This window comes from Pseudaestuariivita atlantica (genome assembly GCF_001205715.1).
GTDB lineage: Bacteria > Pseudomonadota > Alphaproteobacteria > Rhodobacterales > Rhodobacteraceae > Pseudaestuariivita > Pseudaestuariivita atlantica.
Genome location: NZ_AQQZ01000006.1, coordinates 80,274 through 104,892, shown reverse-complemented (window position 1 = coordinate 104,892; position 24,619 = coordinate 80,274). Strand labels below are relative to the sequence as shown.

Genomic DNA, 24,619 nt, shown 5'->3' with positions numbered 1-24,619 from the left:
CGCAATTCAAACCCACCATCGCGAGGTTTCATGGCCGACGACACGACCCCCGGCACCAAATTCAAACGCGTCATGCTGAAAATCTCGGGCGAGGCGCTGATGGGCGACCAGGGATTCGGCCTGCATCCCCCCACCGTCGAACGCATCGCGCAGGAGGTGAAATCCGTCCACGACCTCGGCGTCGAGATCTGCATGGTCATCGGCGGCGGCAACATCTTCCGCGGCCTGCAAGGGTCTGCGCAGGGGATGGAGCGCACCACCGCCGACTACATGGGCATGCTTGCCACCGTGATGAACGCGCTCGGCATGCAATCGGCGCTTGAAGGGCTGGGGGTGTTCACCCGCGTGATCTCGGCCATCCCGATGGACCAGGTGTGCGAGCCCTATATCCGCCGCCGCGCCGTGCGCCACCTCGAGAAAAAGCGCGTTTGTATTTTCGCGGCGGGCACCGGCAACCCCTATTTCACGACCGACACCGCCGCGGCCCTGCGCGCGTCCGAGATGGCGTGCGAGGCGATCTTCATGGGCAAGCAGGTCGACGGCATCTATGACAGCGATCCCAAGCAGAACGCCGACGCCAAGCGGTTCGACCGGATCAGCTACGACGACGTGCTGCAGAAGAACCTCAAGGTCATGGACGCCGCCGCCATCGCGCTGGCGCGCGACAACAAGATGCCGCTGATCGTCTTCTCGCTGGACGAACCGGGCGGGTTCCGGGGAATTCTCGCAGGCAAAGGCACCTATACAACCGTGCACGCTTGACGTTAATCTGCGCGGAAAGCAGGGCGCAGGCCCGCAGGAAGGACTGATAAGGTCATGTCAGACGACGATTTTATGCTCGACACCGATGATCTTGAGCGCCGCATGGACGGCGCCATGGCATCGCTGAGGACCGAGTTCGCCTCGCTGCGGACGGGCCGCGCGTCGGCCTCGATGCTGGAGCCGGTGATGGTCGAGGCGTATGGGCAGAAGACGCCGGTGAACCAGATCGGCACCGTCAACGTGCCCGAGCCGCGCATGGTCACGCTGAACGTGTGGGACAAGTCGCTGGTCGGCGCCGCCGAGAAGGCGATCCGCGAAAGCGGGCTGGGCATCAACCCGCAGACGAACGGCACCATCATCATGCTGCCGATCCCCGAGTTGAACGAGGAACGCCGCCGCGAGCTGAGCCGGGTGGCCGCGCAATACGCCGAACACGCCCGCGTCGCGATCCGCAACGTCCGCCGCGACGGGATGGACCAGATCAAGAAGGCCAAGGGCGACGGCATGTCCGAGGACGACCAGAAGCTGTGGGAGGAAGAGGTCCAGGACCTGACCGACCGCTTCATCAAGGCCGTCGATACCCAGCTTGAAACCAAGCAAGGCGAGATCATGCAGGTTTGACGCCGGTCCGGGCCGCAGGCCCGGCGAACGCTCCGGTGGAGCGTTCGAGGCGTCAAAGGGCGGAGCCCCGGATGGAAGCCAGCACAATCCTATCCAAGCCAGGCCCGGCGAACGCTCCGGTGGAGCGTTCGAGGCGTCAAAGGGCGGAGCCCCGGATGGTTACAGCTTACCCGACATCGCACCGCTTGCCCCGGCGCGCTCGAAAGGGCAGCGCATGACGGCCCCCGACGGTCCCCGCCATATCGCCATCATCATGGACGGCAACGGCCGCTGGGCCACCCAGCGCGGGCGTCCGCGCCTGTTCGGCCACCATGCGGGCGCGCGGCGCGTGCGCGAAGTGGTGCGCGCCTGTCCGGACCTTGGCGTCAAGTACGTCACCATCTTCGCCTTCTCGACCGAGAACTGGAAACGCACGCAGGTCGAGGTCGCGGGGCTGATGAGCCTGTTCCGCCGCTACATCGCCAAGGAAGCCCGCGCGCTTTACGACGAGAACGTGCGGGTGCGGTTCATCGGCGACCGGGTGCGGCTCGACAAGAAGCTGTTGAACCTGATGGACGAGCTGGAATCGCTGACCGAGGACCGCGACGGCGTCAACCTGACCATTGCGCTCAACTACGGCGGCCGCGACGAGGTCGCCCGCGCCACCAAGCGGTTGGCGGAGGATGTGAAGAACGGCCGTCTTTCAGTTGATGCGATAGATGAAGAAACGCTTCCAAAATACCTTGATACATACGTTTTGCCGGATCCTGACCTCGTGATCCGGACCAGTGGCGAGGCGCGCATCTCGAACTTCCTGCTTTGGCAATCGGCCTATGCCGAATACGAGTTCATCGACACGCTCTGGCCCGATTTCTCGGCCGATGAACTGGCGCGGCTGGTGAAGTCATACGGCAAGCGCGACCGGCGCTTCGGGGCGGTCAAGACATGAGCGTGTCGGCGCGCTGGTCGGACCTTGCCCCGCGGATCATCTCGGCCATCGTGCTGATCTCGGTCTGCGCGCTTGAAATCTGGCTGGGCGGTATCTGGTTCCAGCTGCTGATCGGGGTGATCTGCGGCGTGGGCGTGTGGGAACTGGCGCGCATGGCCGAAAGGGGGCACGGCGTGATGCCCTCGCTGATCCCGATCTCGGCCTTTGCCGGGGTCACGGTCGTCCTCGCGTCCTACGTGCCCAAGCTGGCCAGCGTGCCGCTTCTGATCCTGCCCGCCGCGGTCGGCGTCTTCTTCATCAAGCGCGACCGCCGCATCTTCGGCTTCGGGACGGTGGCGGTGATGCTGGCGGGCGGGGGGCTGGTGCACCTGCGCGACCAGCTGGGGCTGGAATTCGCGCTGTGGCTGATCTTCCTCGTCGTGGCGACCGACATCGCGGGCTATTTCGGAGGCAAGCTGATCGGCGGGCCCAAGTTCTGGCCGACCCTCAGCCCCAAGAAGACATGGGCGGGCATCCTCAGCGGGTGGGCGGCGGCGGCGGCCGTGGGCTGGGCCTTCACGCCGATCGCGGCGCAGGACGGCATGTTCATCTTCTATTCGGTCGCGGTCAGCTTTGCCTCGCAACTGGGCGATATCTGCGAAAGCGGCGTGAAGCGCCGGGCAGGGGTCAAGGATTCGTCGGCACTCATTCCCGGTCATGGCGGCGTGCTCGACCGGTTCGACGCGCTGATCGGGGCGGCGCTGTTCGTCATGCTGTCGATGCTGCTGACGCGCTACCCGGCGGTCTTCTGATGCGGCGCGTGTCGATCTTCGGCGCGACCGGGTCGATCGGGCAGAACACGATCGACCTGATCGCGCGGCACCCCGATGCCTATCAGGTCGTGGCCCTGACCGGCGGGCGCAACATCGCGCAACTGGCCCGCGATGCCCGCGCGTTGCGTGCCGAGGTTGCCGTCACCTGCCACGAGGACCTGCTGGGCGATCTGAAGGCCGCGCTGGAAGGATCGGGGATCGAGGCCGCGGCGGGGGAGACCGCCATGCAGGAGGCCGCGGCCCGACCGGCCGACTGGGTGATGTCGGCCATCGTCGGCGCGGCGGGGCTGCGGCCGGGCCTGTCCGCCCTGTCGCAGGGCGCGACGCTGGCATTGGCCAACAAGGAAAGCATGGTCTGCGCGGGCGCATTGATGAATGCCACGGCGGACGCGTCAGGCGCCACGATCCTGCCCGTGGACAGCGAACATTCGGCGGTCTTCCAGGCGCTGGTGGGCGAGGACATGGACGCGGTCGAGCGGGTGATCATCACCGCGTCGGGCGGCGCGTTCCGCGACTGGAGCCATGAAGAGATGGCCCGCGCCACCCCCGAACAGGCCGCGACCCATCCCAACTGGGACATGGGCCAGCGCATCACCATCGACAGCGCCAGCCTCTTCAACAAGGCGATGGAGCTGATCGAAACGCACGAATTCTTCCGCATCGCCCCCGACCGGATCGAGACGGTGATCCACCCCGAAAGCATGATCCATGCGCTGGTGGGCTTCAGCGACGGGGCGCTGATGGCCCATTTGGGCCCGCCCGACATGCGGCACGCCATCGGCTATGCGCTGCACTGGCCCGACCGGAAGGCGCTGCCCGTCGACCGGCTCGACCTTGTCGCGTTGGGGCAGTTCACTTTCCGAGAGGCCGATCCGGCGCGCTATCCCGCGCTCAGGCTGGCGCGCGAGGTGATGGAGACGGGCGGGCTGTCCGGCGCGGTGTTCAACGCCGCCAAGGAGGTCGCGATGGACGCTTTCATCGACGGGCGTATCGGCTTTCTCGACATGGCGGGGGTGGTCGAAGAGGTGCTTGGCCGCGACAAAGGCCATATTGATGCCGAAATCGCCCTTGATAACGTGCTCGCCGCGGACCACTTCGCCCGACAAGAGGCGTCGACGGTCATCGCGGCGATGGCGCAGAACAGATAGGCAGGCCCCGGTTTGGATCCCATAGCACTTATTCCGCAATTCAGTTCGTTCTTCTGGATCATCCTCGCCTTCGTCGTGGCGCTGTCGGTGATCGTCGCGGTACACGAATACGGGCACTACATCGTCGGCCGCTGGTCGGGGATCAAGGCGGACGTCTTCTCGCTGGGCTTCGGTCCGGTCCTTTATTCCCGCACCGACCGGCACGGCACCAAGTGGCAATTCGCGGCGCTTCCATTCGGCGGCTACGTCAAGTTCGCGGGCGATGCCAATGCCGCCAGCGGCAAGGACGAAGAGGCGATGGCGGGCCTCAGCGCCGAGGAGGCGCGGCACACGATGCACGGCGCGCCGCTTTGGGCGCGCGCGGCCACGGTTCTGGCCGGTCCGGTCTTCAACTTCGCCCTGTCGATCCTCGTCTTCGCGGGCGTGATCGCCTTCAACGGTGTCGTCGAAGAACCGCTGACGGTGGGCGAATTGCGCCCGACCCCGGTAGAGACGACACTTGCCCCCGGTGACATCATCCGCGAGATACAGGGCATCCCGATGCCGGGACCGGACGCGACGGAGACCGGCAGCGATTACTACGCGCTTCTGCCGGTGACGCCGGTGACCTCCTATACCGTGACGCGGGACGGCCAAACGGTCGAGGCGACCGGCCCGAATCCTCTGCCTCCCATCGTATTGCAACTGTCACCCCAATCGGCGGCGCTTGCAGCGGGTCTGAAGGCGGGGGACGTGATCACCGCCATCGAAGGCACGCCCGTCTATGCGTTCAGCGAATTGAAGGAAGCGGTGGAGTCGTCCAACGGCGCGCCGCTCAACCTGACGGTCTGGCGCGAGGGCAGCACGTTCGAGACGACCCTGACGCCGCGCAGGGTGGATGAACCGCAGGCCGACAACACGTTCGTCACGCAATGGCGTATCGGGATCGCGGGCGGGCTGTTCTTTGAACCGCAGACCTCGTTCCCCGGCGTGGGCACGGCGCTGAGCAACGGCGTGGAGCAGACCTGGCGGATCATCACCGGGTCGATTTCGGGCCTCGGTCACATGATCACCGGCGCGATTTCGTCGTGCAACCTGTCGGGTCCCATCGGGATCGCGCAGACCTCGGGCGCGATGGCAAGCCAGGGGGCGGAAAGCTTCATCTGGTTCATCGCGGTGCTGTCTACGGCGGTGGGGCTGTTGAACCTCTTTCCCATCCCGATGCTCGATGGCGGGCACCTGACATTCTACGCCTACGAGGCGGTGACGGGCCGTCCGCCCAATGACCGGGCGATGCGGCTGCTGATGTCCATCGGGCTGACGCTGATCCTGTCGCTGATGACGTTTGCGCTGTTCAACGACATATTCTGCCCCTGACCGAAGAGGGCGGGCATCGCAAGATGGCCGCACCCCTGCCGCAACTCTGCCTCAATTGCCGCCTACTCGTGCAACGAACTCGAGGATCGGAGTGCGACCATGCGGACGCTTCAAGACGGTGCAAAGGGACTGAACCTGCTGATGCGGCTGAATGCCGACCGGCTGCTGATGTCCGGTCTGCTGATCCTGTCGCTGGTGGGCGCGACCTGGCTTGCCGGGCTTTAAGCCGGCTTATCCCCAACCCCGTTTTCCCGCTTCTGACTGATTTCAAAGGCGTCCTGCGCTTTTGACAAGCCGCGTCTTTGCGGATACTCACACATCAACGCATGGCGATAAAAATGTGAGGGCGGAATGGCCGGTACGGGGGCTTGGTCGTTCAAGACCAGACAGGGCAGAATCGGGCAGGCATCCAAGGCGGCGATGGTTGCTCTTTTGGTATCAACGGCTTGGGTCAGCGTGCCCGAGCGGGCGTATGCCCAGACCTTCGTGTTTCAGTCGGTTTCGGTGCAGGGGAACGAGCGGATCGAAACCGCGACGATCCTCACATATGCCGGAATCGCCCGTGGCCAATCGGTATCGGCGGGGCAGGTGAACCAGGCCGCGCAACGCATCCGCGATTCCGGCCTGTTCGAAAGCGTGACGGTCGAACCGCAGGGGTCGACGCTGGTCATCACCGTGGTCGAGTTCCCGACGATCAACCGCATCTCGTTCGAAGGCAACCGCCGGATCGATGACGAGGACCTCGAACCGATCGTCGAATCCACGCCGCGCCGCGTCTTCAGCCCGACGCAGGCCGAACAGGACGCCGCCCGCATCACCGAGGCCTATGCCCAGCAGGGCCGCATCGCGGCGCGCGTCACGCCGCGCATCATCCGCCGCAGCGAGAACCGCGTCGACCTGGTGTTCGAGATCTTCGAAGGCGACGTGGTCGAGATCGAGCGCATCGGCTTCGTCGGCAACCAGGAATATTCCGACCGCCGCCTGCGCCGCGCGCTGGAGACCAAGCAGGCGGGTATCTTCCGCCGGCTGATCCGCAGCGACACCTTCATCGCCGACCGGATCGAGTTCGACAAACAGGTGCTGAGCGATTTCTACGCCTCGCGCGGGTATGTCGATTTCCGCATCAACAGCGTCAACGCCGAACTGGCCGAAGAGCGCGACGGGTATTTCGTCAACTTCAACGTGATCGAAGGCCAGCAATTCCGGTTTGGCGAGGTCGTCGTGACCTCGGACCTGCCGGAAGTGGACACAGACCTGTTCCAGGAGGCGCTGCGCGTCCGGCCGGGCGTGGTCTATTCGCCGGTGGTGGTGGAAAACTCCATCGCGCGGCTGGAACGGCTGGCCATCCAGGAAGGGCTGGATTTCATCCGGGTCGAACCGCGCATCACGCGCGATGACCGCAACCTCGAACTTGATGTCGAACTGCTGGTCACCCGTGGTCCGCGCATCTTCGTCGAGCGGATCGATATCGAGGGCAATACCAGCACGCTCGACCGCGTGATCCGCCGCCAGTTCAGGATCGTCGAAGGCGACCCGTTCAATCCGCGCGAGATCCGCGAAAGCGCCGAACGCATCCGCGCGCTCGGCTTCTTCAGCCGCGCCGACGTGAACGCGCGCGAAGGCTCGTCCCCGCAACAGGTGGTCGTGGATGTCGATGTCGAAGAGCAGCCCACAGGGTCGCTCGGTTTCGGCGGCACCTATTCGACCGACGGTGGCTTCGGCGTGAACGTCACCTTCCGGGAGGACAACTTCCTTGGTCGCGGTCAGAAGCTGTCCTTTGGCGTCACCACGGGCGACTCGCAGCAGAATTACCAGTTCGGCTTTGTCGAACCGTCCTTCCTTGGGCGGGATGTCGCGTTCGGGCTGAACCTGTCCTACATCGAATCGTCGCGCAACGAATTCACCTATGACACCGCCGTCGGTACCTTCCAGCCCTCCTTCACCTTCCCGGTGAGCGAGAACGGGCGCCTGCAACTGCGCTACACCGCGGCCTATGCCGAGATTTCGAACGTCAACGACGACCTTGGCGACATCATCTTCAACGAGGCGCAACAGGGCGGACGCTATTCCAGTTCGGTCGGCTACACCTACAGCTACGACACGCGGAACACCGGCCTGAACCCGAATGCCGGTGTGCTGCTGGAATTCGGACAGGACTTTGCCGGGCTTGGCGGCGACGTGAGCTATATCCGGACGACGGCGCGCGCGGTGGCACAGACCAAGGTCCTGAACGAGGAAGTGACGCTGCGCGCCTCGATCGAAGGCGGTGCGCTGAACTTCACCAACGGGCAAAGCACGGTGAACGACCGGTTCCTGCTGGGCTCGTCGCAATTGCGTGGGTTCGAATTCGGCGGGATCGGCCCGCGCGAGATCAACCCGTCCAACCGTGCGGGCAAATCGACCAACGACGCGCTTGGCGGCAACTTCTATGCCGTGGCCCGGTTCGAGGCGGAATTCCCCCTCGGCCTGCCCGAGGAATACGGGATCACCGGGGGCCTGTTCTATGATGCCGGGTCGGTCTGGGGCACCAATGGCGGCGCGAATATCGTGGGCGAGGATTTCAACCTGCGCCACGTCGTCGGGGCCTCGATCTTCTGGGAAACCCCGATCGGTCCGTTGCGGTTCAACTTCTCGGAAGCTGTCAGCAAGCGGTCCTTCGACCGGGAACGCAATTTCGAGCTGACGATCCGCACCGAGTTCTAGGCCGTGTTGCGCCTGCTGACGCTGTGTGCCGCGCTGGTCCTTGGACAGGCCGCGCTGGCGCAGCCCGCGGCGGGCGTGCCGCAGGTGCCTGTCCTCGTGATCGAGTTCGACCGTCTCATCAGCGACAGCCGTCCCGGTCGGCGCATCCTGGCCGAGCTGGATGCGCAGCGCGACGCGCTTGTGTCCGAGAACGAGCGGATCGAGCAGGAGTTGACCGACGAGGAACGCCGCCTGACCGAACAGCGCGCGCAATTGCCCGCCGAGGAGTTCCGCGCCCTGGCCGAGGCGTTCGACACCAAGGTCACCGCGATCCGCACCGCGCAGGATGAAAAGGCCCGCGTTCTCACCACCTCGGCCGAGCAGCGCCAGCAACGGTTTCTCGAAGCGGTGCGTCCGATACTGGCCCAGATCATGGTCGAGGCCGGGGCGGACGTGATGATCGAACGGGGCACCACGATCCTTGTCGACGACAACGTGATCATCACCGATCTCGCGATCCAGCGCATCGATGCCGCGCTTGGCCAGCCGGACGAGTGAGACGGGTGAGTTGCGGGCGCGCGTGGCACTTGGTACGACGCGCGGCAAGACCATGACAGACCATGCGCCTGCCATCCCCGCCGGGACCGCCAGCGCATTCCGGGGGACCACATGACCGATACGCCGACCCGCGCCGACATCCAGTTGATCCAGCGCATCCTGCCGCACCGCTACCCGTTCCTGCTGGTGGACCGGGTGGAGAATATCGAGGGCACGTCCTCGGCCCTCGGCATCAAGAACGTCACCATGAACGAGCCGCATTTCCAGGGCCATTTCCCCGGCACGCCGATCATGCCCGGTGTCACCATCGTCGAGGCGATGGCGCAGACGGCGGCGGTGATGGTGGGCGTGGCGATGGACCTCGCCGACAAGGACCTGCTGATCTATTTCATGGCGATCGACGGCTGCAAGTTCCGCCGCAAGGTGATCCCCGGCGACGTGCTTGAAATGCAGGTCAGCACGCTGCGCGGCAAGCCGGGCGGCAAGATCTGGAAGTTCGAAGGCAAGGCTACCGTCGACGGCGAGATGGCCGCCGAGGCGCAGTTCACCGCGATGATGGACCTGGGAGAGTAACATGGCGGGCGTCCACCCTTCGGCGATCATCGAGGATGGCGCGACGCTGGGCGAGGGCGTCACCGTCGGCCCGTTCTGCCATGTCGGCGGCGATGTCACGCTGGCGGACGGGGTCGAGCTGAAAAGCCATGTCGTGGTGGGCGGCCAGACCACGGTCGGGGCCGGCACGGTCATTTTTCCCTTCGCGGTGATCGGCGAGATCCCGCAGGACCTGAAGTTCAAGGGAGAGGCGACGCGGCTGGAAATCGGCGCGCGCAACCGCATCCGCGAACACGTCACGATGAATACCGGGACCGAGGGCGGCGGCGGCGTGACGCGCGTCGGCGATGACGGGCTGTTCATGGCCGGGTGCCACGTGGCGCATGACGCGCAGGTGGGCGACCGCGTGATCCTCGTGAACAACTGCGCCCTCGCGGGCCATTGCGTGGTCGAGGATGACGTGATCATCGGCGGGTTGTCGGGCGTGCACCAATGGGTGCGGATCGGTCGCGGCGCGATCATCGGCGCGGTCACCATGGTGACGAACGACGTGATCCCCTACGGCCTTGTTCAGGCGCCGCGAGGCGAGTTGCACGGGCTGAACCTCGTGGGGCTCAAGCGGCGCGGCGTGGACCGGTCGGACATCACGGCCTTGCGGGCCGCGTTCCAGATGCTGGCGCAGGGCGAAGGCGCGTTCCAGGAGCGCGCCCGGCGGCTCGGGGCCGAGACCGACAGCGCCTATGTGCAGGAAATCGTCGATTTCGTCCTCGGCGACAGCGACCGGTCTTTCCTGACACCCGAGCGGTGAGATGAGCGTGCCGATTGCCATCCTTGCCGGCACCGGGGCCTTGCCCGTGGCGCTGGCCGAGGCGCAACCGGACGCCCTCTGCCTTGCCTTCGACACGCCCGACGCGCGCATCGCGGACCGGGCAGAGCCGCACCGGCTTGAAAAGCTGGGCGCGGCCTTCGACCGTTTGCGCGCGGCGGGGGTGGGCGACGTGGTCCTCGCAGGCTCCATCAAGCCACGTCTCGACCCCGCAGCCCTTGATCCGCTGATGCAGGCCGAGGCACCGGCGCTGCTGGCCGCGCTGGCGCAGGGCGACGACGCCGTGCTGCGCGCGGTCATCGCGCTGATCGAACGGCAGGGCTTTCGCGTGCGTGGCGCGCACGAGGTCGCAGGTGGCCTAACGCTGGCGGCGGGGGCGGCCAGCGTGGCAGAGCCCGATCCGGTCGCGCGGAACGACATCGCCCGCGCCCGCGCAATCCTTGCCGCACTGGGGCCGCTGGATGTCGGGCAGGCCGCGGTCGTGGCGCAGGGGCGGTGCCTTGGCATCGAAACCCTGCAGGGGACCGAGGCGCTTCTGTCCTTCGTTGCCGCGACCGATCCCGCGCGACGTCCGCAAGCGCCGGGCGTGCTGGTCAAGGCCCCGAAACCCGGCCAGGACCTGCGCGTCGACATGCCCGCCATCGGGCCCGACACGGTGCACCAGGCGCGCGCGGCGGGTCTGGCAGGCATCGCCGTGACCGCCGGGCAGACGCTGGTTCTGGATCGCGCGCGGCTGGACGCGGCCCTTACCGAAACCGGGCTCTTCCTCTGGGCCGACGCGCCGTGAGCAAGCGCAGGTTCTTCCTTGTCGCGGGTGAGCCGTCCGGCGACCGGCTGGGCGCGGCGCTGATGGAGGGGCTGCAGGCGCGGCTCGGGGCCGAAAACGTGACCTTCGAAGGCGTCGGCGGCCCGATGATGGAGGCGCGCGGGCTCTCCTCGATCTTCCCGATGGACGATATCTCGATCATGGGGCTGGGGGCGATCCTGCGGAAATACGGGCACCTGAAGGCGCGCATCCGCGAAACCGCCGAGGCGGCGGTGGCAAGCGGTGCCGATGCGCTCATCACCATCGACCTGCCGGAATTTTGCCTGCGCGTGGCCAAGGCGGTAAAGGCGCAGGGTGACATGCGCACCGTGCACTACGTCGCGCCCACGGTCTGGGCGTGGCGGCCGGGGCGGGCGAAGCGGATGGCGGCGCATGTCGATCACGTGCTGGCCCTGTTCCCGTTCGAGCCGCCCTACATGGAAGCCGCCGGGATGGAATGTGATTTCGTCGGGCATCCCGTCGTGACGGAACCGGTTGCCACGGACGCGGACGCATCGGCCTTCCGCGCCGCGCACGGCATCGGTGACGCGCCGCTGCTGATGGTGCTGCCGGGGTCGCGCCGCAGCGAGGTCGGGATGATGCTGCCGATCCTCGAGGACGCGGTAACTCGCCTGACCGCCACCCGGCCCGACCTGCGCCTTGTCGTGCCGCTGGCCGGACCCGTGGCCGACACGGTCCGCGCGGCGGTGGCGTCATGGCCGGGCCAGCCGATCCTCGTGCCGCCGGGGACTGACAGCGCCGAGGCGATGGCCACCAAGCGCGCCGCCTTCCGGGCGGCTGATGTTGCACTTGCCACGTCGGGCACGGTCGCGCTGGAACTGGCCGCCTCGGACACGCCGATGGTCGTGGGCTACACGATGGGATGGCTGTCGCGGCAGGTGATCGGGCGGATGCTTCTGACCGACACCGTGAACCTCGTGAACCTCGTCAGCGAGACGCGCACCGTGCCGGAGCGGATCGGCGAGGCCTGCACCGGTGCCGCGCTGGCAGAGGCGATGGCGGGCGTGCTGGACGATCCGTCCGGGCAGCGCGCCGCGATGGCGACTACGATGCAGCGTTTGGGGCAGGGCGGTCCGGCACCCGGTTTGCGCGCCGCCGACGCGGTCCTGTCACGACTGGGCTAGCCGGATACGAAAACGCCCCGCCGGTCAGGGCGGGGCGCTTGGGCGTTGTGTTGTCCGCGCGGATCAGCGCGGCGGAATGATCGATGCCTTTGCAAGCCCCGCGGTGAAGCCCGAAAGCGACATGTCGAGTTCGACCTTCTGGTCGGGCGCCGCGAAGGGCACCAGCGTGACCGTTGCCTTGGCCCCGCGTTTGAAGGACGTCACGTCGGCACCCAGAAGGCCCACGCGCGCATAGCACCCGATCTGGTTGCAGAACGAGTAAGGGTAGCGTTTCGCCTTCCCGCCATCGACCGACACGGTCAATTGCGAGGTCAGGAGCGTTTCCAGCGGCACGACGAAGGTCGCCCCCGCCTCCACCTGACCGCCGGGAGGGATGCGGAAGATGCTGACCTCAGCCACCGCGTTGCCAGAGGCGTCGCGCAACAGCTGGTACAGCTGGCAGGGATCTTCCTGGCCTTCGGGCGCTTTCAGGCATTGCAGCGTCCAGTCGCCGATCTCTTCCACGACATAGGTCGAGCCGATCCGCGGCCCTTCCGTCACTTCCTCACCGGTGCTGAGAGGCGTGCTCAGCCCGCCATCCACTTCGTTGGTGGCAGCGGGCGCGTCGCCCTCGCCTTCGGTGGTTTGCGCAAGAGCCGGTCCGGCCAGCGCGATCCCGGCCACGAGGGCCAGCCAAGTCATCCGTTCGAGCATCAAGTTGTTCCCGCGAGTCTGCTTCGATCCTTGCATGCCCAATACCATGCGGCGCGGGCAGTGTCAGGCCCAAAGGCGGCGGCAATCCGCTCAAACCTCGCATGGCCAAACCCCGTCTATCAAAACAGAAAAAGGGGCCGAAGAGCGGCCCCTTTTCGATTTTTCTATCTCTCCCCGTCGGACTGGCCGACTTAGTATGCGCGGGAAGCTACGCAAGATGCGCGGCCCGGTCAACAGCTAATCCCGGTCAGTTCGCCGACAAAAAAAGGGCCGCACCATGCGGCGCGGCCAGTCTGACAGGGAGGAAGTCAACCGGCCTGCGCCCAAGGGGCCAAAAACCGGCATGAGGGACTATCGCACGGTGAGGTTAATGATAGGTTGCGCGGGCGTGCGCAGAGTATGACGGAAGGGAGAACCGCCATGAGTGACAGCATTTTTATCGGTGGCGGTGGTGAAGGTTATGCCGAGCCGCAGAACCTGACCCTCAAATACGCCAACCGCCATGGCCTGATCGCGGGTGCGACGGGGACGGGCAAGACGGTGACGCTGCAGATCCTCGCCGAAAGCTTCTCGGCGCAGGGCGTGCCGGTCTTCCTTGCCGATGTGAAGGGGGACCTGTCGGGCCTCGCCAAATCCGGCTCGCCCGATTTCAAGCTGCACGACGCCTTCATGTCCCGCGCGCAGACGATCGGGTTCTCGGATTATACCTACGACGCCTTCCCGGTGACCTTCTGGGACCTGTTCGGCCAGAAGGGCCACCCGGTGCGCACCACCGTGGCCGAGATGGGGCCGCTTCTGGTCTCCCGCCTGCTGGAATTGACCGAGGCGCAGGAAGGCATCCTCAACATCGCGTTCCGGCTGGCGGACGAACAGGGCCTGCCTCTGCTTGACCTCAAGGACCTGCAATCGCTGCTCGTCTGGGTGGGGGAGAACCGGGGGGACCTGTCCCTGCGGTACGGCAACATCTCTGTCTCGTCGATCGGCGCGATCCAGCGGCGGCTCCTCGTGCTGGAGAACCAGGGCGCGGCGGAGTTCTTTGGCGAACCCGCGCTGGAGCTTGCCGACGTGATGAGCCACGACGCCGACGGGCGCGGGCGGATCAACATCCTTGCCGCCGACACGCTGATGGCCTCGCCGCGCCTCTACGCGACCTTCCTGCTGTGGCTCCTGTCGGAGTTGTTCGAGGAACTGCCCGAGGTGGGTGACCCGGACAAGCCCAAGCTGGTCTTCTTCTTCGACGAGGCGCACCTTCTGTTCGAAGACGCGCCCAAGGCGCTCGTCGACAAGGTCGAGCAGGTGGCGCGGCTGATCCGGTCGAAGGGCGTGGGCGTCTATTTCATCACGCAAAGCCCGGCGGATATCCCCGAGGACATCCTCGGACAACTGGGCAACCGCATCCAGCACGCGTTGCGCGCCTTCACCGCGCGCGACCGCAAGAACCTGCGGCTGGCGGCAGAGACATATCGCGACAACCCGCGCTTTTCGACCGAGGAGGCGATCACGCAGGTCGGCGTGGGCGAGGCCGTGACCTCGATGCTGCAGAAGAAGGGCATACCGGGCATTGTCGAACGCACCCTGATCCGCCCGCCCTCGTCCCAGCTGGGCCCGATCACCGACCGCGAGCGTGCGATGCTGATGGCGGGATCTGCCATCGGGGCCAAGTACGACGACCCGGTGGACCGCAAATCGGCCTACGAGATGCTGAAGGAGCGCGCGGCACAGGCCGCGGCCGAGGCCGAGGCGCTGGAGGAAAAGGAAGAGGAGATGTCCACCGCCGAGCGCGAATTCAGCGCCGGCCGCCGCTACTCCGGCACCCGCGTCACCCGCTCAACCTCCCGCCGCCGCGGCACGTCCTTCGGCGAGGCGATGGGCAAGATGGTGGTGAAGGAGTTGACCGGGACGACCGGGCGCCGGATGGTAAGGGGGATCCTGGGCGGGTTGTTTCGGGGGCGGTGAGCCGCGCTTTCTACGACTTGATCGGTGCGCTGGACTCCCTTGGCTGAATGCGCTGATTGGTTATTTTGCGTGAATAATTCGTCAAACCGACCAAGTGCGACAATTGCCATTTCCGTTAATCTGAACTCGCGTTCTAGGTAATTCCCATCGCAGTCCATTTTGAAGGGAATTCAATGCCAACGCATTTCACAGATGTAGATCATGCAAATTTTCGCCGCGAAGCCGGGTTCGGAAACAACGTAATCAGCACCAACGATCTCGGTACCGCCGTCGATGTCACCGGCGCACAGGTCGGGGATCGCTGGATGCCCGCGACGGTGGACGGTGCGAACGGCTTCATTTCCAAGAATGTCATCCGTCCGGCCGAAAGTGAGGCCAAGGAACGCCTGGCCCGGATTTGCATCGCGGAATGGCTCCGGTTCGAACGCGGGACGGGCAAGGAGTATCAGGATCCATTCGTCGACCGTGTCGGAGACTACTGGGCATCAATCGGCATGGATCATCTTGACGGTCTTGACCGGGGACAGCCGTGGTCGGCAGCGTTTATCTCGTGGTGCGTTAGGCAGGCCGGTGGGTATGACGGATTCGTCTATGCCGCCGCACATGCCCGGTACATTCACGCATCCATCGCCGCACGGTCGGGCAACAAGCCCAGCCCGTTCTGGGGGTTCCGGCTGAACGAACACCGGCCGGGCATCGGCGACATGGTGTGCCGCTGGCGTCAGAACCGGATCGACTATGACTACGCTGCCGAAACGCGATGGTTCAAAAGCCACTGCGATATCGTCGTCGCGGTCGAGGACGGACGCGTTCTGACCATCGGGGGCAACGTCAGACACTCGGTCAGGCACACCCGCTATGACATCGATGCAAACGGCCATCTGACAGGCGACGGCAACGTCTTCGCAGTCCTGCGCAACAACCTGTAGGAATTGATCGAACAAGGGGACTCGGTAGTGCGTCCCCTTGCATCACCGCTCCGGGATCAACCCCCGCGGCGAGAACCTCAGCACCACCAGCAGGATCACCCCCATCGTCAGGAGCCGCATATGCGCCACGCTGTCGAGCAGGTGCAGGCGCAGGGCGCTGTCCTCGGCCAAAGGTGCCACGATCCACGACATGGCCCAGGCGCCCATCGGTTCGACCTGCACCCAGAGGAACCAGATGAGGAAGCCTCCCAGAACAGCGCCCAGGTTGTTGCCGGAGCCTCCGACGATCACCATCACCCAGATCAGGAAGGTGAAGCGCAGGGGCTGGTAGGTGCCGGGGGTCAGCTGGCCGTCGAGCGTTGTCATCATCGCGCCGCCGATGCCGCAGATGGCCGAACCCAGCACGAAGATCTGCAGGTGCCGCGCGGTCACGTCCTTGCCCATCGCCTCGGCCGCGACCTCGTTGTCGCGGATCGCGCGCATCATGCGGCCCCAGGGCGAATTGCGCGCCCGCTGCGCCAGCCACAGAAGCACGATCAGCACCACGGCGAACAGGACCGAATAGCCCAGCTTCACGTAAAGCGTCGACGCGGTCACGGGGTCGAGCCCCAGCGAGGTCGCGCGGTCGACAAAGCCCGGATCCTGCTGCAGGTCGATCTCGTAGGGCAGGGGGCGGGGCAGGCCGACCACGTTCTTGACGCCGCGCGCCAGCCAGTCCTCGTTCTTCAGAACCGCGATCACGATTTCGGAAATCCCGAGCGTCGCGATGGCGAGGTAGTCCGAGCGCAGGCCCAAGGCCGTCTTGCCGATCAGCCACGCGGCCCCGGCGGCCAAGAGACCTCCCACCGGCCAGGCGATCAGCACCGGCAGGCCAAGACCGCCGAGGTAGCCCGTCAGCGCGGGGTTCACCGCCTCGACCGAGGCTTTGGCGGGATCCAGGAGGATGCGATAGATCACGAAGCCCACGAGCAGGATGCCAAGCACCACGAAGGTCCGCGTCCGGCCCGTCAGCCGCCCATAGGCCAGCACTGCAGCCGTGATCGTGGCCGCCCCCATGACCAGCGCGGTCAGAAGGCGCAAACCACCCGCCGCCCAGGCCTCTTCCACCGGCGGCATGGCAACCAGCACGGTGGCAAGGCCGCCCAGAGCCACGAAGCCCATGATCCCGACGTTGAAGAGCCCCGCAAAGCCCCATTGCAGGTTCACGCCCAGCGCCATGATCGCGCTCACGAGCCCCATGTTCAGGATCAGCAGGGCCGAGTTCCACGATTGCATGAATCCCGTCAGGAGGATCAGCGCCCCGACGCCCGCGAAGAGCAGGGTATTCCGAAGAGGCTCGCTCATACCGATTTCCCCGCGAAAAGGCCGGTGGGCCGGAACAGAAGCACGACGACAAGGATCGCGAAGGATACCGCGAACTTGTAATCGGTGGTCAGAAGCTGGGCGAGGCCATCCGGCGCCAGCGCATCGGGCAGCACGTAATTGGCAACCTTCTTCCACGCATAGGTGATCGTGACCTCGGAAAAGGCGACGACGAAGCCCCCCGCGATCGCGCCCACCGGGTTGCCCAGCCCGCCCACGATGGCGGCGGCGAAGATCGGCAGCAGAAGCTGCAGGAAGACGAACGGCTTGAACGTCTTGTCGAGCCCGTAAAGCGTGCCCGCGACCGTCGCCAGCGCCGCCACGATCAGCCATGTCACCATCACCACCCGCTCGGGATTGATGCCTGACAGCAGCGCCAGATCCTCGTTATCGGAATAGGCGCGCATCGACTTGCCGGTGCGGGTGCGGTTCAGGAACCAGAACAGGATCGCCACGACGATCACTGCCGTAATCACCGTGATCCCTTGCGTCGTCTTGATTGCCAGCCCTTCGCGCAGGCCCGTCATCGCCTTGAAGTCGCGGGCCGAGATGATGAACCGCTCACCATCGGCAAAGCGCTGGTCATTCGGCCCGATGATGAAGCGCACAAGCCCGTTCATGATGAACATGACGCCCAGGCTGACGATCACGAAGATCACCGGCTTGGCTTTCTGCTGCCGGTAGAACCTGTAGACGACGCGGTCGGTCGCCAGCAGGAAAGCACCGGTGATGACGATGGCGAAGGGCAGGGCCAGAAGCGCGGTCGGCAGCGGCCCGGCGCTGATCCCCATCGACTGGAACCACCACGTGAACAGGATCGCGAACATCGCGCCAAAGGCCATGGTGTCGCCATGGGCAAAGTTCGAAAACCGCAGGATGCCGTAGATCAGCGTGACCCCCAGCGCCCCCAGCGCCAATTGCGCACCATAGGCGGTGGCGGGGACGATGACGAAGTTCGCAAGGGCGACGATGGCGTTCAGGAAATCCATCACTCGCGCTCCTCGCAGGTGCCGACATAGCTGACCATCTGCGGCCCGGCCATGTGCAGCGTCATGCGCGCGTCTGAGCCCTCGGCAAGGATGAGATAGAACAGCTTCTGCGTGTGATCGATGCCCCAGGCCTGGAACCAGCTGCCGTCCTTGGCGGCGACACGTGCCATTCTGAAGTCTCCGAATTCGGTCGAGATCGAGTTGGTCTCGGTGTCCAGCGTGACGTCGAAGGAAGCCTCGGTGCAGGACTCGGCTTCGTAGCATTCGGTCGTGAACCGGCACTGCATGGCGGCGGATGCCGCATGCGCGAACAGGACCATCCCGACAGACGCACTCAGAGTGAGAAACCGCATCCTATCCTCCCAGAAACGACCGGCGGACTTCCTCGTCCGCCAGCAATTCCTTGCCCGTGCCGGTATGCGCATTGCGCCCCTGCACCAGCACGTATCCCTTGTCGGCAATCTCCAGCGCCTGCCGTGCGTTCTGTTCGACCATCAGGATCGGGATGCCCGTGCGGGCCACCTCGATGATCCGGTCGAACAATTCGTCCATCACGATGGGCGACACGCCCGCCGTGGGCTCGTCCAGCATCAGCACCTTCGGCTCGGTCATCAGCGCGCGGCCCACCGCCACCTGCTGACGCTGCCCGCCCGACAATTCGCCGGCGGGCTGACGGCGTTTCTCGCGCAGGATCGGGAACAGGTCATAGACCTGCTCCATCGTGCCAGAGAAATCGTCCCGCCGGATGAAAGCCCCCATCTCGAGGTTTTCCTCCACCGTCATCGAGGTGAAGATGTTGGCGTTCTGCGGCACGAACCCCATGCCCTTCAGCACCCGGTCCTGCGGCGACAGGTGCGTGATGTCCTCCCCGTCGAGCCGCACCGCGCCCGCGCGCACGTCCAGCATCCCGAACACCGCCTTCATCGCGGTGGACTTGCCCGCGCCATTGGGGCCGACGATCACCGCGATCTCGCCGCGCTCCACCGCCACGGTGCAATCGTGCAGGATATCGGGACCCTTGCCATAACCGCCGGTCATGGTGTCGCCGATGAGGAACGGGTCGCTCACTCGCCGCTCTCCCCGATTTTCAGAAGGTCGATGAAGGTGTCGGTCACGCCCGAATGTTCCGCCGTGTAGGTATCGTTGATCGTCCAGACCATCGCCTGCATGTTCATGTCATCCGTCAGGATCAGCGTGTTGGCGAAGATGAAGTCGGTATTGTTGATCTTGGTGAGGTAGACGACCGTCTCGGCGGACACGCCGTCCACCTCGCGCCGCGACACGTCGAGGATCGGCACTTCCTCGGCCGTGATCCCCGAGGCCTCTGCCGCGATGTCGAGGATCACCTGCCGTATGAACTCTATCGTGATGCCGCGGTTGACCCCGAAATTCTCGACGATCAGGCCGCCGTAGAACTGGTTGTTGAACTGGTAGAGCCGGTCGAATTCGCCCGGCGGGGGGAGCGACTTCCACGACGCCGGGTCGCCGCAGAAGGCAACGCCGAATGACACGGGCCTGCACCCGTCTTTCCGCTCCACCGTATCGCGGTACCGCCAGGTGCCGTCATCGAAAAGCTGCACCGGCTTGCCCGAGACGACCGCTGTACCGACGACACTTTGCGCTGCCGCTGTCACGGCAAGGCAGCATCCGACCACGGCGGCGACACAACCCTTCCACAGGCGGCCCGGCACTCGCTGCCACCGTGTTGCTTCTTCGGTTCCGAAATACCTCGGGGGTGTGGGGGCTGGCCCCCACGTGCGGGGGTCCGTCATGCGCCGACCGCCTCCTTGTTCTTCAGACCGGTGCCAAGATAGGCCTCGATCACGTGGTCGTTGGCCTTGATCTCGGCCAGCGTGCCTTCGGCCAGCACCTTGCCCTCGGCCATGCAGATGACAGGGTCGCAGAGGCGGCCGATGAAATCCATGTCATGCTCGATCACGACGAAGGTGTAGCCGCGCTCGGTGTTGAGCCGCTGGATGGCGTCGGCGATGGTATTCAGAAGCGTGCGGTTCACGCCCGCGCCGACCTCGTCGAGGAAGACGATCTTGGCATCGACCATCATGGTGCGGCCCAGTTCCAGAAGCTTCTTCTGGCCGCCCGACACCTGCCCGGCCTTGTGATCGGCGAGGTGTTCGATGGTCAGGAACTCCAGCACCTCGTCGGCCTTGGCCTTCAGCGCGCGTTCCTCGTCGGCGATCCGGCGGCGTCCGAACCACGTGTTCCACAGCGTCTCGCCCGATTGCGCGCCGGGCACCATCATCAGGTTTTCCCGGCAGGTCATCGTCTGGAATTCGTGGGCGATCTGGAAGGTCCGCAGCAGGCCCTTGTGGAAGAGCGTGTGCGGCGGCAGGCCGGTGATGTCTTCGCCATCCATCGTGACGCGCCCGGAGGTTGGTTTAAGAACGCCCGCCACCACGTTGAAAAGAGTTGTCTTTCCGGCGCCGTTGGGGCCGATCAGGCCGGTGATTGAGCCCTTCGCGATCTCCATCGACGCGCCGTCCACGGCGCGGAAACCGCCGAATTGCTTCACGATGTTGTCGACAACGATCATCGCCTGTCCCCCCTGCAAACAGCCCGGACCAATGGCCCGGGCTGTTCAGTCTTTCAAGTCAGTGACTTAGCGGTACTTCACCGTGGTGATCTTGCCGTCCTTGATCACGATCTGGCGATAGTTGCCGGCCGATTCACCGGGGCCGATCAGTTCGACCGCGGTCGCGCCGACATAGTCGACGTCACCGCCACCGGCGATGATTTCCAGCGCCTTGGCCAGCTCGCCCGGGAAGATCTGCTCGCCCGGAGCGTTCGCCACGTCCATCACCTTTTCCTTGTAGACGTTGGGGTCGTCCGACCCGGCCGCCTGCATGGCCAGCATGATGAGCGCCGCCGCGTCATAGCTTTCCGGCGTGAAGGGCGAGGTGGCGTCGAACTTGTCGCCCACCATCTCGGTGAACATCGACGCGCCGTCGCTGTCGGTGCCCGGATGCTGACCGGTCGAGCCGTCGATCTCTGCGCCGAAGTTCTCTTCCAGCTTGGCGCCGATCATGCCGTCGGGGAAGTGGAACGTGTCGAAGGCACCCGAGTCGAGCGCCGCGCGCACGATGCCCGAACCGCCCTGGTCGACATAGCCCGCAACCACGAGGCGGTCGCCACCGGCCGAGGCCAGCGCGCCGACTTCGGCCGAGTAGTCCGCCTTGCCGTCTTCATGCGCGGCCGAGATGGTCACGGTGCCGCCCGCGGCTTCGAACGCGGCCTGGAACGAATCCGCCAGGCCCTTGCCGTAGTCGTTGTTGGTGTAGGTAACGGCGACTTCCTTGATGCCTTCTTCCATCAGGACTTCGGTCATCACGACGCCCTGGCGCGCATCCGACGGTGCGGTGCGGAAGAACAGGCCGTTATCTTCGTTGTTGTTGTGGCTGAGGCCCGGCGAGGTCGCCGAGGGCGAAATCATCACGACGCCGTTTGCCACGGCCACGTTGTTGAGGATCGCACCGGTCACGCCCGAGCAGTCCGCGCCCATGATGCCCTTGACGCCATCGGCGGTCACAAGACGTTCGGCGGCGGCCGTTGCGGCAGCTGCGTCGATACAGGTCGAATCCGCGCGTACGCCCGCGACGGACTTGCCGCCCAGCAGCAGGCCGGAATCGGTCACTTCCATCATCGCCAGTTCGGCGGCGTCACCCATCGACGGGGTCAGCGATTCGATCGGGCCGGTGAAGCCCAGGATGATGCCCAGCTTGATGTCGGCGCCGTGTCCGTCGGCATGTGCCGCACCGGTCAGCGCGACGCTCGCGGCCGAGGCCAGAAGCAGTTTTTTCATTGATATCTCTCCCTTGTCGGATTCTGACAATCCACCCGAAACCCTAAGGCCCTTCGTTGTGAAATGGAAGCGGATCGCGCGATTGTGGCTGGCTTTGAGGGGCGGAATGCCTATGTGATCGCGGTGAAGGCCGTGATGCCGTTACGTCAAGGAGTATTATCATGCCCCGTTCCCCGTCCGTCCTGCTTGGCCTCTGTCTTGCCGCGCTGCCCGCTTGGGTGCTGGCGCAGGAGGTGATCCCGACATCGGACCTGGGCGTCGAGATGGTGGCGGACGGGTTCGACGAACCCTGGGCGGTGGCGCTCTTGCCCGATGGCGGATTCCTCGTGACCGAGCGGGAAGGCACGCTGTGGCACGTGGGCGCCGATGGCACGCGGACCGAGGTCAAAGGCGTTCCGCGCGTGCGCGCGACGGGGCAGGGTGGCCTGCTGGATGTCGTCGTCGCGCGCGATTTCGAAAGCTCGCGCCGCGTGTTCCTGACCTATGCCAAGCGCCAGCGCTTCAACGAGGGCACGGCGCTGGCCGTCGGCACCCTGTCGCGCGGCAATGACCGCCTGTCCGAGGTCGACACGATCTGGGAGATGAAGCGCGGCTCGGGCGGCGGGTTCCATTTCGGGTCGCGCGTGGTCGAGGCGCCGGACGGCTCGCTGTTCGTCACCGTGGGGGACCGGGGCGACCGCCCCTCGGCGCAGGATCTTGGCCGCCACAACGGGTCGGTCGTGCGGGTGAACCGCGACGGGACAGTGCCGTCCGACAACCCGTTCGTGGGTGACGCGTCGGCGCTGGACGAGATATGGTCCTACGGCCACCGCAACCCGCAAGGCGCGGCGCTTGACCTCGACGGCAACCTGCTGACGGTCGAACACGGCGCCAAGGGCGGGGACGAGGTCAACCGGATCCGCAAGGGCGCGAATTACGGCTGGCCCGTCATCTCGTACGGGGTGCATTACAACGGCGACAAGATCGGCGTCGGAACCGCGCAGGAGGGGATGGAGCAACCTGCGTACTACTGGGACCCGTCCATGGCCCCGTCGGGCATGATAGTCTATTCCGGCGCGCAATGGCCCGACTGGCGCGGGGACGTGTTCATCGGATCGCTCAAGTTCGACTATATCAGCGTGCTCGACGGCGACCCGATGGCCGAGGTCGCGCAGATCAAGGGCCCGGAAACCGACCGCGTGCGCGACGTGCGCGAGGCCCCGGACGGGTCGATCTGGTTCATCAGCGTCGGCAACGGCGCGATCTACCGGATGACGCCCAAGGGCTGAGCCGCTAGGCTTGGCGCATCGTTTGATCCTATTTGGAGTTTCCGATGCGCATATTGATCGCTTTTGTCTTCGCCATCCTGCCTGCCGCGCTGGCCGCGCAGCAGGAGGATTCCGTCTTCGATGATTACCAGTCCTACGCCGCTTTCGTGGATGACCACATCATGGGGCGCGATTTCGTCCCCCTGATCCAGTTCCTCGGCGGGCGGGACGAATACACGCGGGAAGAGCTGCAATCGCTGCAAGCGCAGTTCACCGGCATCTACCCGCAGGATTTCACCGATGGTGCGGTGCTGAAGGAAACGACGCTTGGCGCGCGGTTCCTGACCGAGGTCCGCGCCTATTGGGGCCCATCCGGCTACATCTGGTTCGGCGCGCTGCTGCACGAGCGCGAGGGCCAGGTCGTCGTCATCAATTTCCGGCTGAATTCCAAGTCGATGGCGGTGCTGACCGACTACTAGGGCCGGCCAGTCACGCGCCGTCGGTCAGGCGTTCGCTTCGCGGATCTTGTCGGCGGCGTCCTTGTCGTAGGCCACGCCGTTTTCGTCGAACATCGTGTCGAGTTCACCCGACAGGGTCATCTCGGTGACGATGTCGCAGCCGCCCACGAACTCTCCCTTGACGTAGAGTTGCGGGATCGTCGGCCAGTCGGAGTAATCCTTGATGCCCTGGCGGATCTCGTCGTCGGCCAGCACGTTCACGTCCGTGTAGTCCACGCCCATGTAGTTCAGCACGCCCGCCACGCGGGAGGAGAACCCGCATTGCGGCATCTCTTTCGTGCCCTTCATGTAAAGCACCACGTCGTGGGCCTTGACGGTTTCGTCGATCCGGGATTTTGCGTCGGTCATGTCGTCGTTCCTTGCGGTGCGAAAGCGCACCCTAGCGGTTGAAGCGGCGGTGGTATTCCGCGGCGTAGGTTTCGTCATCCGGCATCGGGTCGATCCGGCTGGCGGCGTTCTGGGTGAAGGACCGGCCGAACCGGTTCTTCCCGGCGAGCGTCACGCGCTCCAGCGCGTCGTTGCGGCGGTTGACGCGGTCCACCTCGGTCATGTCGAGCGCTTCCATGCCCAGGGGCACCTCCGCGTCCCGGCCCATCTGCGGTTGCCGGTAGCTGAGGGGCCGCCGCGAGGAGCGCCGGAAGGGCCGCGTGAGGAGGTCCAGCAACGATGTCATTCCGGTGCCCGCGTTGTCAGCGCCAAGGCGTGCAATTCGCCGTTCGGCCCGTCCATCTTGCCCTTCAGCGCGGCATAGACGGCGCGTTGCTGTTGCACCCGGTTCTTGCCGCGAAAGCTTTCATCCACGACCATCGCCGACATGTGCACGCCGTCGTCGCCGCCGACCTCGATTGTCGCCTCGGGAAAGGCGTCGCGCAGCAGCGTTTCGATCTCGGTCCGGCTCATGGGCATGGGTGGG

Annotated in this window: 28 protein-coding genes; 17 read left to right on the top strand and 11 right to left on the bottom strand. The window is 65.4% G+C overall.

From position 1 onward, the window contains the following. The first annotated feature begins 30 nt into the window (after nucleotides 1-30). From pyrH to lpxB, 13 genes are all read left to right on the top strand, one after another. Nucleotides 31-762 (top strand): UMP kinase, encoded by a 732-nt coding sequence (gene pyrH / locus ATO11_RS13910; protein ID WP_050531509.1) that lies wholly within the window; start codon nucleotides 31-33, stop codon nucleotides 760-762. Nucleotides 763-816: 54 nt separating this feature from the next. Further along, nucleotides 817-1,383, top strand: a complete 567-nt coding sequence (gene frr / locus ATO11_RS13905) for a ribosome recycling factor (RefSeq protein WP_050531508.1) — start codon at nucleotides 817-819, stop codon at nucleotides 1,381-1,383. Between the two features lie 214 nt (nucleotides 1,384-1,597). Then, nucleotides 1,598-2,311 (top strand): isoprenyl transferase, encoded by a 714-nt coding sequence (locus ATO11_RS13900; RefSeq protein ID WP_050531507.1) that lies wholly within the window; start codon nucleotides 1,598-1,600, stop codon nucleotides 2,309-2,311. Then, on the top strand, nucleotides 2,308-3,102 hold the full coding sequence (locus ATO11_RS13895; protein WP_050531506.1) for a phosphatidate cytidylyltransferase: 795 nt from the start codon (nucleotides 2,308-2,310) through the stop codon (nucleotides 3,100-3,102). Before ATO11_RS13900 ends, ATO11_RS13895 begins: the two co-directional genes overlap by 4 nt. Further along, on the top strand, nucleotides 3,102-4,271 hold the full coding sequence (dxr, locus tag ATO11_RS13890) for a 1-deoxy-D-xylulose-5-phosphate reductoisomerase (RefSeq protein ID WP_050531505.1): 1,170 nt from the start codon (nucleotides 3,102-3,104) through the stop codon (nucleotides 4,269-4,271). The genes ATO11_RS13895 and dxr overlap by 1 nt, the downstream gene beginning before the upstream one ends. A 12-nt stretch (nucleotides 4,272-4,283) precedes the next feature. Continuing rightward, nucleotides 4,284-5,627 (top strand): RIP metalloprotease RseP, encoded by a 1,344-nt coding sequence (gene rseP, locus ATO11_RS13885; RefSeq protein WP_050531504.1) that lies wholly within the window; start codon nucleotides 4,284-4,286, stop codon nucleotides 5,625-5,627. 99 nt (nucleotides 5,628-5,726) lie between these two features. Beyond that, nucleotides 5,727-5,852, top strand: coding sequence for a hypothetical protein (locus tag ATO11_RS22510; protein WP_278044297.1), 126 nt, complete (start codon nucleotides 5,727-5,729; stop codon nucleotides 5,850-5,852). Between the two features lie 126 nt (nucleotides 5,853-5,978). After that, the gene (gene bamA / locus ATO11_RS13880; protein ID WP_050531503.1) at nucleotides 5,979-8,330 is read left to right on the top strand and encodes an outer membrane protein assembly factor BamA; all 2,352 of its coding nucleotides are present in this window, start codon (nucleotides 5,979-5,981) and stop codon (nucleotides 8,328-8,330) included. Nucleotides 8,331-8,333: 3 nt separating this feature from the next. After that, nucleotides 8,334-8,867 (top strand): OmpH family outer membrane protein, encoded by a 534-nt coding sequence (locus ATO11_RS13875; protein ID WP_050531502.1) that lies wholly within the window; start codon nucleotides 8,334-8,336, stop codon nucleotides 8,865-8,867. Nucleotides 8,868-8,978: 111 nt separating this feature from the next. After that, nucleotides 8,979-9,440, top strand: coding sequence for a 3-hydroxyacyl-ACP dehydratase FabZ (gene fabZ, locus ATO11_RS13870; protein ID WP_050531501.1), 462 nt, complete (start codon nucleotides 8,979-8,981; stop codon nucleotides 9,438-9,440). A gap of 1 nt (nucleotide 9,441) precedes the next feature. Then, complete coding sequence (gene lpxA, locus ATO11_RS13865; RefSeq protein ID WP_050531500.1) at nucleotides 9,442-10,227, top strand: acyl-ACP--UDP-N-acetylglucosamine O-acyltransferase; 786 nt, start codon at nucleotides 9,442-9,444, stop codon at nucleotides 10,225-10,227. 1 nt (nucleotide 10,228) lies between these two features. Beyond that, nucleotides 10,229-11,032 carry an LpxI family protein gene (locus tag ATO11_RS13860; RefSeq protein ID WP_050531499.1) on the top strand — a complete coding sequence of 268 codons (804 nt, stop codon included), beginning with the start codon at nucleotides 10,229-10,231 and terminating at the stop codon, nucleotides 11,030-11,032. After that, nucleotides 11,029-12,195 (top strand): lipid-A-disaccharide synthase, encoded by a 1,167-nt coding sequence (gene lpxB / locus ATO11_RS13855; RefSeq protein ID WP_082176330.1) that lies wholly within the window; start codon nucleotides 11,029-11,031, stop codon nucleotides 12,193-12,195. Before ATO11_RS13860 ends, lpxB begins: the two co-directional genes overlap by 4 nt. Before the next feature lie 63 nt (nucleotides 12,196-12,258). Here lpxB and ATO11_RS13850 read toward each other — a convergent pair whose 3' ends face one another. Then, on the bottom strand, nucleotides 12,259-12,888 hold the full coding sequence (locus ATO11_RS13850; protein ID WP_050531652.1) for an invasion associated locus B family protein: 630 nt from the start codon (nucleotides 12,886-12,888) through the stop codon (nucleotides 12,259-12,261). A 420-nt stretch (nucleotides 12,889-13,308) separates the two neighbouring features. On the opposite strand from ATO11_RS13850, the gene ATO11_RS13845 reads away from it, so the two are divergent. Beyond that, nucleotides 13,309-14,844, top strand: a complete 1,536-nt coding sequence (locus ATO11_RS13845; RefSeq protein WP_050531498.1) for a helicase HerA-like domain-containing protein — start codon at nucleotides 13,309-13,311, stop codon at nucleotides 14,842-14,844. A gap of 173 nt (nucleotides 14,845-15,017) precedes the next feature. Then, nucleotides 15,018-15,773 (top strand): DUF2272 domain-containing protein, encoded by a 756-nt coding sequence (locus ATO11_RS13840; RefSeq protein WP_050531497.1) that lies wholly within the window; start codon nucleotides 15,018-15,020, stop codon nucleotides 15,771-15,773. Between the two features lie 42 nt (nucleotides 15,774-15,815). On the opposite strand, the gene ATO11_RS13835 is transcribed toward ATO11_RS13840, so the two are convergent. The 7 genes from ATO11_RS13835 to ATO11_RS13805 form a co-directional block, all read right to left on the bottom strand. Further along, complete coding sequence (locus ATO11_RS13835; protein WP_050531496.1) at nucleotides 15,816-17,117, bottom strand: branched-chain amino acid ABC transporter permease; 1,302 nt, start codon at nucleotides 17,115-17,117, stop codon at nucleotides 15,816-15,818. After that, a complete protein-coding gene (locus ATO11_RS13830; RefSeq protein WP_050531495.1) occupies nucleotides 17,114-18,124 on the bottom strand; it encodes a branched-chain amino acid ABC transporter permease in 1,011 nt (336 codons plus the stop codon). The genes ATO11_RS13835 and ATO11_RS13830 overlap by 4 nt, the downstream gene beginning before the upstream one ends. Continuing rightward, nucleotides 18,124-18,477 (bottom strand): hypothetical protein, encoded by a 354-nt coding sequence (locus ATO11_RS13825; protein WP_134643124.1) that lies wholly within the window; start codon nucleotides 18,475-18,477, stop codon nucleotides 18,124-18,126. Before ATO11_RS13825 ends, ATO11_RS13830 begins: the two co-directional genes overlap by 1 nt. A gap of 1 nt (nucleotide 18,478) precedes the next feature. Next, nucleotides 18,479-19,192 (bottom strand): ABC transporter ATP-binding protein, encoded by a 714-nt coding sequence (locus ATO11_RS13820; protein WP_050531493.1) that lies wholly within the window; start codon nucleotides 19,190-19,192, stop codon nucleotides 18,479-18,481. Beyond that, nucleotides 19,189-19,815 (bottom strand): hypothetical protein, encoded by a 627-nt coding sequence (locus ATO11_RS13815; protein ID WP_050531492.1) that lies wholly within the window; start codon nucleotides 19,813-19,815, stop codon nucleotides 19,189-19,191. Before ATO11_RS13815 ends, ATO11_RS13820 begins: the two co-directional genes overlap by 4 nt. 77 nt (nucleotides 19,816-19,892) lie before the next feature. Continuing rightward, the gene (locus ATO11_RS13810) at nucleotides 19,893-20,675 is read right to left on the bottom strand and encodes an ABC transporter ATP-binding protein (protein ID WP_050531491.1); all 783 of its coding nucleotides are present in this window, start codon (nucleotides 20,673-20,675) and stop codon (nucleotides 19,893-19,895) included. Between the two features lie 66 nt (nucleotides 20,676-20,741). Next, nucleotides 20,742-21,941: an ABC transporter substrate-binding protein gene (locus tag ATO11_RS13805; RefSeq protein WP_050531490.1), complete on the bottom strand. Its 1,200-nt coding sequence runs from the start codon at nucleotides 21,939-21,941 to the stop codon at nucleotides 20,742-20,744. Nucleotides 21,942-22,102: 161 nt separating this feature from the next. Here ATO11_RS13805 and ATO11_RS13800 point away from each other — a divergent pair, with 161 nt between their 5' ends. Both ATO11_RS13800 and ATO11_RS13795 read left to right on the top strand, forming a co-directional pair. Then, nucleotides 22,103-23,209 (top strand): PQQ-dependent sugar dehydrogenase, encoded by a 1,107-nt coding sequence (locus ATO11_RS13800; RefSeq protein ID WP_050531489.1) that lies wholly within the window; start codon nucleotides 22,103-22,105, stop codon nucleotides 23,207-23,209. Between the two features lie 44 nt (nucleotides 23,210-23,253). Next, nucleotides 23,254-23,667: a hypothetical protein gene (locus ATO11_RS13795; protein ID WP_050531488.1), complete on the top strand. Its 414-nt coding sequence runs from the start codon at nucleotides 23,254-23,256 to the stop codon at nucleotides 23,665-23,667. 24 nt (nucleotides 23,668-23,691) lie between these two features. Here the strand turns inward: ATO11_RS13795 and grxD are convergent, their stop codons facing one another. From grxD to ATO11_RS13780, 3 genes are read right to left on the bottom strand one after another with little or no spacing between them, the layout of a single operon-like run. After that, nucleotides 23,692-24,054 carry a Grx4 family monothiol glutaredoxin gene (gene grxD, locus ATO11_RS13790; RefSeq protein WP_050531487.1) on the bottom strand — a complete coding sequence of 121 codons (363 nt, stop codon included), beginning with the start codon at nucleotides 24,052-24,054 and terminating at the stop codon, nucleotides 23,692-23,694. A gap of 31 nt (nucleotides 24,055-24,085) precedes the next feature. Beyond that, nucleotides 24,086-24,379 (bottom strand): hypothetical protein, encoded by a 294-nt coding sequence (locus tag ATO11_RS13785; RefSeq protein ID WP_050531486.1) that lies wholly within the window; start codon nucleotides 24,377-24,379, stop codon nucleotides 24,086-24,088. Further along, nucleotides 24,376-24,612, bottom strand: coding sequence for a BolA/IbaG family iron-sulfur metabolism protein (locus ATO11_RS13780; RefSeq protein ID WP_050531485.1), 237 nt, complete (start codon nucleotides 24,610-24,612; stop codon nucleotides 24,376-24,378). Before ATO11_RS13780 ends, ATO11_RS13785 begins: the two co-directional genes overlap by 4 nt. Between the last annotated feature and the right edge of the window lie 7 nt (nucleotides 24,613-24,619).